At 59.5% G+C, this 13,070-nt stretch carries 10 protein-coding genes; 1 reads left to right on the top strand and 9 read right to left on the bottom strand.

Annotated features, from left to right (window positions below; translation table 11 throughout):
• Positions 1–169 precede the first annotated feature (169 nt).
• From ltrA to CGA21_RS07400, 9 genes are all read right to left on the bottom strand, one after another.
• The gene (ltrA, locus tag CGA21_RS07440; protein WP_049950174.1) at positions 170–1,543 is read right to left on the bottom strand and encodes a group II intron reverse transcriptase/maturase; all 1,374 of its coding nucleotides are present in this window, start codon (positions 1,541–1,543) and stop codon (positions 170–172) included.
• Positions 1,544–2,042: 499 nt separating this feature from the next.
• On the bottom strand, positions 2,043–3,215 hold the full coding sequence (locus CGA21_RS07435) for a porin (protein ID WP_031637015.1): 1,173 nt from the start codon (positions 3,213–3,215) through the stop codon (positions 2,043–2,045).
• A 153-nt stretch (positions 3,216–3,368) separates the two neighbouring features.
• A complete protein-coding gene (locus CGA21_RS07430) occupies positions 3,369–4,730 on the bottom strand; it encodes a purine-cytosine permease family protein (RefSeq protein WP_041025104.1) in 1,362 nt (453 codons plus the stop codon).
• 646 nt (positions 4,731–5,376) lie between these two features.
• Positions 5,377–6,321, bottom strand: coding sequence for an electron transfer flavoprotein subunit alpha/FixB family protein (locus CGA21_RS07425; RefSeq protein WP_023662939.1), 945 nt, complete (start codon positions 6,319–6,321; stop codon positions 5,377–5,379).
• On the bottom strand, positions 6,322–7,086 hold the full coding sequence (locus tag CGA21_RS07420) for an electron transfer flavoprotein subunit beta/FixA family protein (RefSeq protein ID WP_023048095.1): 765 nt from the start codon (positions 7,084–7,086) through the stop codon (positions 6,322–6,324).
• A gap of 56 nt (positions 7,087–7,142) precedes the next feature.
• Positions 7,143–8,381 (bottom strand): CaiB/BaiF CoA transferase family protein, encoded by a 1,239-nt coding sequence (locus CGA21_RS07415; RefSeq protein ID WP_023048094.1) that lies wholly within the window; start codon positions 8,379–8,381, stop codon positions 7,143–7,145.
• A gap of 26 nt (positions 8,382–8,407) precedes the next feature.
• On the bottom strand, positions 8,408–9,610 hold the full coding sequence (locus CGA21_RS07410; RefSeq protein WP_023048093.1) for a 3-oxoadipyl-CoA thiolase: 1,203 nt from the start codon (positions 9,608–9,610) through the stop codon (positions 8,408–8,410).
• Positions 9,611–9,619: 9 nt separating this feature from the next.
• Positions 9,620–11,161, bottom strand: a complete 1,542-nt coding sequence (locus CGA21_RS07405) for a 3-hydroxyacyl-CoA dehydrogenase (protein WP_023048092.1) — start codon at positions 11,159–11,161, stop codon at positions 9,620–9,622.
• A 3-nt stretch (positions 11,162–11,164) separates the two neighbouring features.
• Positions 11,165–11,950 carry an enoyl-CoA hydratase gene (locus tag CGA21_RS07400; RefSeq protein ID WP_023628973.1) on the bottom strand — a complete coding sequence of 262 codons (786 nt, stop codon included), beginning with the start codon at positions 11,948–11,950 and terminating at the stop codon, positions 11,165–11,167.
• 236 nt (positions 11,951–12,186) lie between these two features.
• Between CGA21_RS07400 and CGA21_RS07395 the strand changes: the two genes are divergently transcribed.
• Positions 12,187–13,053, top strand: a complete 867-nt coding sequence (locus tag CGA21_RS07395) for an IclR family transcriptional regulator (protein WP_023048090.1) — start codon at positions 12,187–12,189, stop codon at positions 13,051–13,053.
• The last annotated feature ends 17 nt before the right edge of the window (positions 13,054–13,070 follow it).

Raw genomic sequence — 13,070 nt, 5'->3', positions numbered from 1 at the left:
CTACTGGTGCATCTACTCAAGATCTAATGCCGGGAGGCCGGAACGCTGCGATCGGGTAGGAGGCGGCCTCACGGCCGCCGTCCTCCCACACCACCGTGCGTACGGTTCCGTACACGGCGGTTCAGGCCATGCGGTTAAGCCGATTGATCGTATCCAGTATCGAGACCAGTCAAAGTCTGTCCCATAGCTTCTTCGGCAGCGCCTGATTCATATGCGGCGCTCCTGAGTTCCACCACGGGCCTCGGCCATTGAAGGCCGACTTGCAGGCACGCTCCTCGCTCAATCCCAGGCGCATCAGGTTGCGCGCCCTCGTAGAGGGCTGCTTCCATTGCCGCCAGATGACACAGCGAAGTTTGTGCCTGACCCAGCCATCCAGCTCTTCCAGTGGACGCTTGCTCTGGCTGAGCTTGAAGTAGCCTGCCCAGCCTCGCAGCACCGGGTTTACCCGCTCGATGACATTCGCCATCTTGTGGCCCCGCACCCCTCGCAGCAGTTCCCTGAGACGGTCGCGCACACGGCGCAGGCTCATGGTTGCCACTCGCAGTCTAGGCTGCGAGTGCCAACTCATCCCATACCCCAGGTAGTCGCATTTCCACGACCCAGCCACGCGACTCTTGTCCCGATTCAGTCTCAGTTTCAGACGGTGATTCAGGAACCGCTCGACACTGGCCAGCACTCGTTCGCCAGCACGCGGACTACGGACATAAATGTTCGCGTCATCGGCATAGCGCACGAAGCGATGGCCTCGCCGCTCCAACTCACGGTCGAGTTCATCGAGCAGGATGTTCGACAGCAGCGGCGAAAGCGGGCCGCCTTGCGGCGCCCCCTCCTGCCGATGGCTGACAACCCCGCCCGACATGACGCCCGCTTCGAGGTAACGGCGGATGAGTCTGAGCACCTGTTTGTCTTCGACATGGCGCTCAACACAGAACATCAGGATGTCGTGGTTGACCCGATCAAAGAACTTCTCCAGATCGAGTTCCACGCAACACCTATGACCCGCCGCCACATGGGTGCGGGCCATCTCGACAGCCTGGTGAGCGCTTCTGCCCGGACGGAAGCCGTAGCTATAGTCCGAGAACAGCGGATCGAAGATCGGCGTGAGCTGTTGCAGCAGGGCTTGCTGGATCAGGCGATCCACGACACTGGGAATGCCCAGTTGCCGCATACCGCCCTGCGGTTTGGGAATTTCGACCGCCCGCACTGCCTGGGGATGGTATTCACCTGCCAGCAGCCTGACCTTCAGGATGGGCCAATACTGTTTCACGTAGCCTGCCAAGTCGGCGACCGTCATGCCATCGGCACCCGGCGCCCCCTTGTTGCTGACCACGCGCTGATACGCACGCTTGAGATTGAGCGGCGCAAGCACCCGCTCCATCAGCGTGTCCGGCTCCGCGTTCATCCACGTCACCGACGCCGCCGATACCTCTGCGCTGTCAGGCGTCATCCTCGGCCTCTGGCCGGGACTCGGGGTGACAGTCTTCTCTTGGAGAAATTTCTGCATTTCGGTTATCGACGAGACGCTGACGCCTACTGGCGGCATGACCTGTTCGGCCCTTGATGGCGTGGTTGACCGCCACTTACTACGGCCTCGGCTGACTTCTGCACGCCCATCCCGTCGCCTCTCGACAATCGGTAGCACAATGGCAAGCGTACAGATCTCCCAGGGTAATTCGCGCGACCTTCCTGCTTATGCCTGTCGGATCTACGTCGCAGCGTTCCGTGCAAGTATCGGGCTTTGGCGATTATGGCCACCTCACCCCGCTGCGCCGCCTCATCCGCTTCCTGTTCGTCAGGCCAGCATTTTGTCTCGGGCTTCCTTCAGATTCGCAGTCGCCCGCGACACCCTTGCCTTCAGCTAACACTTCCCCTTGCCGGGTGTGTAGAGGACTTTCACCTCCAAGTCGCCAGGCTCACCACCACAGTGAACCCGACAGCGCCAGTCACGGCGCTACGCGCCATGCCTGGCGCACCATAAAAAAACGCCAGCACATGGCTGGCGAAAATAGGAGCGTGAGTGGTTGCTAGGGGCGCTTATTGCCTCAGAAGTAGTAACCGATATTGGTATACAACTGGTTTTCCCAGCGTTCGCTACCGCCGGCGCCCAGGCTCTGGGTGTAGCTACCGCCACCGATGTAGGGATCGTGCTTGCCGTGCAACCACTCGACGGCGATCCATAGGTCTTTCAGCGAGAAAGATGTGCCAAGGATGAAGCGCTGGGAATCCTCGAAGCTGGACTCATCCTTGTCGAACAGGCTGTAGTTACCGTAAACCTTGACACCAGAGAGCCACCCGAGTGAGCCAGGAATGTCATAGCTGAGGTCGGCTACATAGAGGTTACCCTTGGCGGCAACGTTAAAGGTGCCGTCGAAGCTGCCGAAGCTAACCAGCTTGTCTCTGCCGGGATTCTCCGGGCTCATGTCCTGGCGAGTGGCTTGCAGTTGCACGCCCCAGGGGCCATTCTTGCCCGAGTAGTGGACTGCTAGGGCATTTCGGCGGCCGCTATCACGACTGTCCTGGTTCTGCAGCGTCGAGGTCAATGCCGAGGCGCCGATCTCCGACTGCCAGCTCCCAAGCTTTAGGTTGCGGGCCAGACGCCCGACTAAGATGTCGCGCTCGTGGTTATCGCTGCCGTCGACGACGTAGTCATCTGCCGTAGCAACACTGGTTGCATAGGTCCGCCCGCCGCGGCTTGTACCTTGACCCTGATCAGCCGGGCTTAGGTAGTAAGCGAGTTGGAAGTTCCAGTCATCCTGCTGCTGGATGTATTTAACACCAAGGTTCGCAATGTCTTCCAGGCCGATCACGCTGCCCAAGGTCAAGAAGAAAGTGCTGCCGGCATAGGGCAGCAGGCCGAACGGAATCTTGTTTAGTCCCACCTGAATCTGACGCGACTCATCGAACTTGTAGCCGATCCATGCATATTCGGCGAAGGCGATGTCACCGATCTTGTCGGTATAGTCGAAAGGGTAAGCGTCGCCATAGAAACGGTATTTAGCCGCGCCGATCCAACTATCGGAGTTGTAGGTAGCGGTGAGAAAGGCAGTATCGAAACTCAGCTTCTCGATATCCCGGTCGGGGTCGTAGTCGATACGCGCACGCACGGCGCCGCCAATGTCCAAGTTGTCATTGATAGCCACCGCACCTGCGGGTAGCGCGAGCGATGCCAACAATGGAAGTAATATGAGAGTTGCTTGTGGGTGCAGGTTGATCATTTTCATGAATTGGCTCTTAGCATTGTTAGTCTTTTTTTCAGCTACGCAGCACTAAGCCGCTGCGGTGTTGCGGCTTAGTTTTGGATCGGGTTTGGTAGCTGCAGCAAGTTGCCGGAGCCGAATACATCGGCCCGGTGGGCGCCGATATTGGTTTCAGCTGCAGCTGGTGCGGACAAACCAGCTGCGTTTGGCGCTGTTGAGTAGCAGCCAGTAGCTGGCGAACGCGCAGACAAAGGTCACCGGCGCTGAGAAGGTCGCCAGCGTTGCTCCGCCGAAATTCAGCAGCACTATCCCCAGGCCAGCGGCAAAGAACCAGGCGATCAAGCCGCACGGGTTGAAGGCGTTGACTCGTTCGAGAGCGAATTCAATATTGCCCTCGAACAGCTGGGTATATTTCGGCGAGAAAATATGCGCCAAAGCGATCGCTACCCAAGCCACTACAAAGATGCTCTGGTATGCCAGGGCTTGCAGAATGTAGCTGAACACATTGAGCAACATCATTGTGTAGACCACGATGCCAACTACTACGGCCCATGCCATATAAGGCACAGCCGCCAAGCCAAAACGGCCGAAGAACGCATGCATGTTGCTAGCGGCCATGAAGAAATTTGCGGTATTGATACGGGTCTGGCTGACCCAAACGAACAACAACCCCCAGATACCCATCAGCTCGACAATGGCCAGCACCACCGAGACCTCAGACAGGCCGCCCTCTGTGGGAATGGTGGCGGCGAGAAAGATGCCGACCAGACCGTTAATAAGAAAGGTGAAGATATAGAATGGTAGGCCGAAGTTAAATTTAGCGTGGTAGCTGGCGTCCTGCTTACGACCGAAGCGTGCGTAGTCCCAGGTGTACATCATGAGAATCCACACTCCCATGAAATAGGTGAAACAGTCCCACCAGCCATTACTTACTGGCCCGCTCTCAGGCCCCATTTCCAACCAGGCAGAACTGTAGCCGTATTCACCGACGGCCATCGCTACTACGGCAATCAGACCAATCAGGTAGAGCGGCAGCAGCACGCCATTGAACTTATCCAGCCAGGTCTGCACGCTACCGAACACCAGTGGCACGCTGTATAGCACCACTATTAGGCAGGCTTGATTGAGCGTGATGTCGGACACGTAGTGTTGGATAGCAATGGCGATCACCGAGCCTTCAAACACGCTGTAGTAGATCGCCGTGGCGAAGAAAATCAGGGTGGCCAGTGCTGCGCCGGCGCGTCCGAATAGCACCCGGGAGAAGAGTGCGACCGATAATCCGGTCTTAATGGCGTAGCGGGCAATGACCCCGTTGATGGCCGCATAAGTTACGACCGACAAGAGTAAGCCGATTATGGCATTCATCGTACCAAAGCTCATTGCCAGGGTGGCGGACACCACCAGCCAAAACATAGCACTGCAGATGGCCCACCAAGCCATCGTCAGTGAGCCTTTGCTCATGCGGTGTTCTTCCGGAACCGCGACGGTGCTGTAGTCGATACTATCGACCTGTTTTTTGATGTTTCCGGCCATGGCTCTTCTCTTGTTTTTGTAATGAGTGGAGTCATGATCATAAGTACTTCAGGCGGGCGACCACTTGCTGCTGAGCGCACTCTCTTTTGTCATACCTGAAGCTTCTTGCTCTCTGGAAGATGGCCCACCCAGACGAAACTCCTCCAGCGGAAAGCGATGAGAAAATCTCTCAGGCTGTCCAAGTCAGAATAAAAGACCTCAATGACGCTATGGCTTACATCTCTTTCCGAGAGAGCGTTATTAGCGAGCGAGTCACCTAACAACACCTACACTCAGCGTGATAGCCAGACAGACAACATAGCGCTTAAACGTTTCAAGCCAGTAGGACTACAAGCAAAGCACTCAATGACGGGCTCGAGGCCGATTCAATCTCGGCACAACCACCCTAAGCCAGCAACCAGCACTACATGCTACAAGAAGTCAAAACCGGGTACAAAACCGGGTACAAAGAATAACGAAAACAACCAGAATGCCTAAGCTCAAACGCTCAAGCATCAGACTTACCGCATAACGTGTAAGTCAAAAAATTGTCTTTCCCGCACGTCAACTCTATGTTTCAAATGCATTAGCCCTGAAACCCGCACGCCACTTGAGTATGCACGCATAGCACAATTCTATAGGTATTGCAACACATTCCTTTAGGGCTTCAGATCACTTGCTGCAACTGCGGCACGACCTCGAACAAGTCACCCACTAGACCGTAATCCGCCACCTGAAAAATCGGCGCCTCTTCGTCCTTGTTGATTGCCACGATGACCTTGGAGTCTTTCATCCCGGCCAGGTGCTGGATGGCACCGCTGATGCCGACGGCGATGTACAGCTGCGGCGCGACGATCTTGCCGGTCTGGCCAACCTGCATGTCGTTGGGCACGAAACCGGCGTCGACCGCAGCGCGCGAAGCACCGACGGCGGCGCCGAGCTTGTCGGCCAGGGCATACAGGTGCTTGAAGTTGTCGCCGTTCTGCATGCCGCGACCGCCGGAGACGACGATCTTGGCCGCGGTCAGTTCCGGACGATCGGACTTGGCCAGCGCCTCAAAGACGAAGGCCGAGATGCCGGCGTCGCCGCCAACGGCCACGGCTTCCACGACAGCACTGCCGCCTTCGCCGGCCACCGGATCGAAACCGGTGGCACGCACGGTGATCACCTTCACCGCCGCCGAAGACTGCACGGTGGCGATGGCGTTACCGGCGTAGATCGGCCGCTTGAAAGTGTCGGCGCTTTCCACGGCGATGATTTCGGAGATCTGGTCGACGTCCAGCTGGGCGGCGACGCGCGGCAGGATGTTCTTGCCGTTGCTGGTGGCGGCGGCGAGGATGTGGCTGTAACCCTTGCCCCCTGCTTCTTGAACAAGAGCAGCTACCAGCGGCGCAACGTTTTCCGGCAGCTGATGGGCGAAGGCGGCGTTGTCGGCCACCAGCACCTTGGCCACGCCGGCGAGCTTGGCAGCCGCTTCGGCGGCGGCGCCACAGGCGGCACCGGCAACCAGGAGGTGGATGTCGCCACCGATCTTCTGCGCAGCGGCCACGGTGTTGAGAGTGGCCGGCGCCAGGGCGGCATTGGTGTGTTCAGCGATAACCAGGATAGTCATTTAGATTACCTTCGCCTCGTTCTTCAGTTTCTCGACCAGTTCCGCCACCGACTTGACCTTGATGCCGGCCTGGCGGGCAGCCGGCGCTTCGACTTTCAGGGTCTTCACGGTGGACGCGGTGGCAACGCCCAGGGCGTCCGGGGTGAGCACCTCCAGCGGCTTCTTCTTGGCCTTCATGATGTTCGGCAAGGAGGCGTAGCGCGGCTCGTTCAGACGCAGGTCGGTGGTGACGATCGCCGGCAGGTTCAACGCCACGGTCTGCAGGCCGCCGTCGATCTCGCGGGTCACGTTGACCTTGTCGCCCGCCACTTCGACCTTGGAGGCGAAGGTGCCTTGGCCGAAGCCGGTCAGCGCGCCGAGCATCTGGCCGGTCTGGTTGTTGTCGCTGTCGATGGCCTGCTTGCCGAGGATCACCAGCTGCGGCTGCTCCTTGTCGACCACGGCCTTGAGCAGCTTGGCCACGGCCAGGGAGTTCAGCTCGTCAGCACCCTCTTCCTTGACAGCCTCGACCAGGATGGCGCGGTCGGCACCGAGGGCCAAAGCAGTACGCAGCTGCTCTTGCGCCGCCGTCGGGCCGATCGACACCACGACGATTTCACTGGCAACGCCCTTCTCTTTCAGGCGTACGGCTTCTTCCACGGCGATTTCGCAGAAGGGGTTCATCGACATCTTAACGTTGGCGAGATCGACGCCGCTGTTGTCCGCCTTGACGCGAACCTTGACGTTGTAATCGACCACACGCTTGATCGCTACGAGGACTTTCATAAAGGCTCCATGGGAAAAATTGCCCCGGCAAGCTGGCTGGCCGGGGCATGGCAGGTTCAGCGTTCACCAAGCTGTTCGATGATGCCTTGTGCCTTCAACTCGGCCAGGCGCTCATCATCGAGACCCAACTGGCGCTTGAGCACCTCATCGGTATGCTCACCCAGCATCGGCGCGGGGCGCAGGTACTCGACCGGTGTGCGAGACAACTTGATCGGACTGCCGACCGTGACGAAGTCGGCTTTCAAGGGATGGGGAATGTTGACCAGCATGTTGCGCGCCAGTATCTGTGGTTCGTCCAGCGCCTGGGCAATGCTGTTGATGGCCCCTACCGGTACGCCCTGCGGGTGAATGCGCCCTACCCACTCATCGGCGAGCCCTCCGAGAAAGTGACGCGACAGGATGGCAACGATCTCCTCGCGGTTGCTGACTCGGTCGGCGTTGCGCGCGAAACGCGGATCTTTCGGCAGCTCTGGCAGGCCGATGGCGTCGCACAGTGCGACGAACTGTGAGTCGTTGCCGCAGGCAATGATGAAGTCGCGATCACTGGCGCGAAACACCTGGTACGGCACAATGTTGGCGTGGGCGTTGCCATAACGCCCGGGCGGCTTGCCGGAAGCCAGATAGTTCTGGCTCTGGTTGCACAGTGTGGCGACCTGAACATCCAGCAACGCCATATCGATATGTTGACCAAGCCCGGTCTTTTCTCGGCTGAGCAGCGCAGCTTGGATAGCCACCGTCGAGTACAGGCCGGTCATCAGGTCCGCGAAGGCAACGCCTACCTTTTGCGGGCCGCCACCGGGCAGATCGTCGCGCTCGCCGGTGATGCTCATCATTCCACCCATACCCTGAATGATGAAGTCGTAACCCGGTTCTGCGGCGCGCGGCCCGGTCTGGCCGAAACCCGTCACCGAGCAATACACCAGGCGTGGATTGAGCGCAGCGAGGCTAGCGTAATCCAGCCCGTACTTGGCCAAGGAACCGGCCTTGTAGTTCTCGATCAGTACGTCGCAACTGGTAGCCAGGGCCCGCACCATTTCCTGCCCCTCGGGGCTGGCGATGTTTAGCGCCACCGACAACTTGCCGCGATTGGTGGACTGGTAATAAGAAGCCTCGCCGGTGGACTCGGCGTTCTGCCCCTTCATCCATGGCGGCCCCCAGCCACGGGTGTCATCACCCGCGCCCGGCCGTTCGATTTTGATCACTTCGGCACCCAGATCGGCCAGAGTTTGGCCGCACCAGGGACCAGCCAGAATGCGGCTCAAGTCGAGCACGCGATACCCAGTCAAAGCACCCATTTCATTTCACCTTTGCTTGCGCGCACTTACACACGCTCCATCACCATGGCGAGGCCTTGGCCCACGCCGATGCATAGGCTCACCACAGCGTAGCGTTTGCCGCTCTGTTGCAGCGCGCGAGCGGTGCTCAGGGCCAGGCGCGCACCGGATGCACCTAATGGGTGGCCGACGGCGATGGCGCCACCGTGTGGGTTTACCCGCGGGTCGTTGAACGCAACACCCAGACCTTTCAGGCAGCCCAGCACCTGGCTGGCGAACGCTTCGTTGATCTCGATAATGTCCATATCCGCCAGGCTGAGCTGCGCGCGAGCCAATGCCTTATGAATAGCCTCCACCGGGCCGACGCCCATAATGCGCGGGGCCACACCCACGGCGGCGGCCGACAGAATGCGCGCCATCGGAACCAAGCCGTGCCGTTCGCCCGCCGCGGCCGAGCCAATCAGCAATGCCGCCGCGCCATCGTTGACGCCTGATGCGTTGCCGGCGGTAACCACACCACCTTCGGAGAGAGGATTCAGGCGAGCCAAAGCGATCAGGTCCGATTGCGGGCGCGGGTGCTCGTCCTGCTCCACCACATTGGGTGGCGTCTTGCGCCCGGTGGGCACGCTGACCGCGAGCAGTTCTTCCTGAAAGAAACCTGCGCTACGTGCGGCTTCATAACGGGCCTGAGAGCCGGCAGCAAAGACGTCGGCCTCAGCACGGGAGATGCCGTACTCCTGAGCCACGTTATCGCCCGTTTGCGGCATGCTGTCGTTGCCAAACTCGGCGACGATCTTCGGGTTGGGAAAACGGGCGCCAATGGTACTGTCGAACACCGTCAGTTCGCGGCTATAGGCCGCTTCTGCTTTAGCCATGACAAAGGGTGCACGGGACATACTCTCCACCCCGCCGGCGACAAACAGTTCGCCTTCGTTACAGGTCACTGCGCGGGCGGCATCGATCACCGCCGCCAGACCACTGGCGCACAGGCGGTTAACTGTCTGCCCAGGTACGGTCACGGGCAAGCCTGCAAGCAGTGCGGCGTGACGCGCGATGTTGCGGCTGTCCTCCCCTGCCTGGTTGGTATTGCCCAGAATCACGTCCTCGATGGCTTCGCCAGGGATGGCGTGGCGAGCGAGCAATTCGTGGATCACATGGGCGGCGAGGTCGTCTGGGCGTACCGAAGCGAGTGCGCCGCCGTGGCGGCCAAATGGCGTGCGCAGTCCCGCGAAGATGTAGGCGTCGAGCATGGGAAAATCCTAGCGTTGAGGTTCAGTCGGGAGTGGTTCGTTGTGACGCAATGAAAGGCCCAAGGCGGCCCGTCGCCGCAGCCAGGGACCCGGCCGATAACGGGGATCGCCCGTCAGTTCGGTCATGCGTTCAAGAGTGGTGAGCAAACGCTTGGGCCCGACACTATCGCCCCAGGCCAGCGGACCTTGCGGATAACCAAGACCACGGCGCACGCCTTCATCCAGGTCATCGACACTGGCGATACGCTGCTGAACGATATCGCCCGCCAGGTTGACGATCATGGCCAGTACCCTTTGGGCCACAAAGCCGACACTGTCATTGATCACACTGACGCCCACGCCATCGCGGCCCAACAGCGCATGGGCGGCATCGCGCATGTCGGCATGGGTAGCGGGATTTAGCATCAGCGTGCGGTAGCGGGCGATATCCAGCAGCGGGTCGATGCACACCGTGCGCTCAGGATCGGTGCCAAACAGGCCGACGGCGCCGGTGGCATCCAGACCGTAAGGTGCCAGCAAACACAGGGCCTCGCTGCTTGGGACCGTGCCCTCTTCGACCCGCGCGCCCACCTGCTGAAGAAGCTCGGTGAAACGTGCACGATCCTCGGGGTTTTCAGTGCCAAGCCAAACCGGCGGAAATGCTTCCAGCGCAGGTACTGCCTGTGCGGCGGGTGGATCGATCATCTGGCCGTCGGCGTATCGGTAAAACCCACGCCCGACCTTGCGCCCGACGTAGCCGGCATCCAGCATCTGGCGTGTTAGCGCTGCAGGCCGATACCGCGGTTCCTGGTAGAACTGGTTGTAGATCGACTCAATGACTGGATGGGAAACATCAAGAGCCGTCAGATCAAACAGCTCCAAGGGCCCCATGCGAAAACCCAGACCCTCGCGCAGGATACGGTCTACCTCGGCGGGTTCGGCTACGCCTTCCTTGAGAATTTGCAAAGCCTCAGTGCTATATGCACGGCCGGCGTGATTGATGATGAACCCTGGTGTGTCCTTCGCCCGAATACCCCTATGCCCCATGCGGGCAGCCAGGGCTCGGAGGCTGTCGCCTACCTGCGGGTCAGTCGCCAGACCATCGATGACTTCCACCACTTTCATCAGCGGCACAGGGTTAAAAAAATGAAAGCCAGCGATGCGTTGGGGAAGTCGGCAATTGCGAGCAATGCTGGTGACGGAGAGCGATGAGGTGTTGGTAGCCAGAATGCAGTCATCGGCAACCACGGCTTCCAACTCGGCGAGCAAGCCCTGCTTGGCGTCGAGGCGCTCGATAATGGCTTCCACTACCAGGTCGACGTCGCTCAGTTCCGTAAGGGCGCTCGCCACTTGCACGCGGGAGAGCGTGGCCAGCGCATCGGCGTTGGCAATCTTGCCTTTGTCGACCAGCTTGTCCAACGTGCCTTTCAAGCTTTCGCGGGCGCCCTGCGCAGCGCCTTCGCGACTATCAAACAGCGTGACGCGAATGCCCGCCTGAGCGGCGATCTGAGCAATACCTGTACCCATGACTCCGGCGCCAACAACCGCCATCCGGTTAATTTCACGTGTCATCGCTCATTCTCCTGAGAAGATCGCTTTGCGTTTTTCCAGGAAGGCTTGAGCGCCCTCTTTCTGGTCGCTCGAATCGAATAGCAATTGGAAGGCCTTGCGCTCCAACACCAGCGCGCTCTCCAGCGGCAGGTCAGCACCGGCCAGCATCACTTCTTTGATCTGCGCGACGGCTAGCGGCGGCAAGGCGGCGATTTCAGTGGCCAGCTCTAGTGCACGGACAATGGTCTGCTCGTCGCCCACCACTTCACTCAGCATGCCCATGGCCAAGGCTTGCTGGGCCGAGACCAAGCACCCGGTAAGGGCAATGCGCATTGCCTGGAACTTGCCGACCGCGCGGATCAGACGCTGAGTACCGCCGGCGCCCGGCATCAGGCCGAGTTTGACTTCTGGCTGGCCAAAGCGCGCCGACTCGCCGGCGACGATGATGTCGCAGTGCATGGCCAGCTCACAGCCGCCGCCAAGGGCGAAACCATTCACTGCAGCGATGACCGGCTTGGGGCAGCGGGAGATGGCTTCCCACAGCAGCTCGGTATGGCGCAGGTACATTTCAATCGGGCGCGCTTGGGCAAACTCGCGGATATCGGCTCCGGCCACAAAACAGGTGTCACCGCCGGTAAGTACAATCGCCCGCACCTGCCCATTGCGAGCCAGTGCCCGAAAGTGCTCGGCGAGTTGTTCACGCACCGCGCTATTGAGCGCGTTCTTGGCTTCTGGCCGGTCGATGCGTACGACGGCAACGCCGTCTTCTCGAATTTCCAGGTTCACTACAGATTCAGGTTCGTGACTCATACCCACCTCTAAACACGTTTCGCTATACGAAATTGCATTTCGTATTTACGAGATATCATAGGTAGGGTCGCGAATTCATGTAAATCAGAAATCTGAACTATTTTATTATTTCTTTATTAATCAATATATTATCTATCTAAAAATGAGCGTTTTGCATTTCATCTCGGCTCAAATATAATTTCGCCTGACGAAACGTACTTTTATTTGCTTGCAATTTCCAAAAATGAGGTTCTACCATGGCACGCAACAAAGCGGATCAGCAGAAGGCTGAGAGCAGCACTGGAGCGGATGAAATCGCTTTACTGAAGATGGGCATGCTCGACCCGGCCAGTGCGTCGAGTGAGGACGAAACCAGCGGCCAGTTCGTGACTGCGCTGGCACGTGGGCTGGAGCTGATGCGGTGCTTTACCCCGCGCGACAACGTGCTGGGCAATCAGGAACTGGCGCGGATGACCGGGCTACCCAAGCCGACCGTGACGCGCTTGACCAACACCCTGATGCGCCTTGGCTGCCTCAAGCGTGAGGTGCACTCGGGCAAGTACCAGCTGGATGTCGGTGTGCTGGGGTTCGGCTACGCCATGCTGTCGAATCTGTCGATTCGCTCGGTGGCGCACCCGCTGATGGAAGAGCTGGCCAATCACGCTCAAGCCGCAGTGGCAATGGCGGCCCGGGATCGCCTGCAGATGGTTTACCTGGACGTCGTTCAGGGCCAAGGCAATACCACGATGCGGCGGCAGATCGGCAGCTACTTGCCACTGGCGCAAAGCTCGGCGGGACGCGCATGCCTGGCGGCGATGCCAGAGAGCGAGCGAGAGTTTCTCCTCGACCACATGCGCCAACGCGAAGCAGCACAGTGGCCGGTGATCCGCAAGGGCCTGGATCGCGCGTTTCGCGATTACACCGATTACGGCTTTTGCCTATCGATCGGCGAGTGGCACCGCGACGTCAACTCAGTCGCCGTGCCGCTGTTACACCCGCAGTTCGGGTTACTGACCTTCAACTGCGGTGGACCGAGCTTCCAGCTTCCACGGGACAAGCTCACTGACGATATCGGGCCTCGCCTGATCAACATGGTTAACAACATCGGCGCCGCCGCTCGGTAACCCTTCAGGGTGACGGT

The organism is Pseudomonas sp. PSB11 (assembly GCF_014596605.1).
Taxonomy (GTDB): Bacteria; Pseudomonadota; Gammaproteobacteria; order Pseudomonadales; family Pseudomonadaceae; genus Aquipseudomonas; species Aquipseudomonas umsongensis.
Note: the sequence above shows the minus strand (reverse complement) of the source record. Positions and strands in the feature narration are given on the sequence as shown.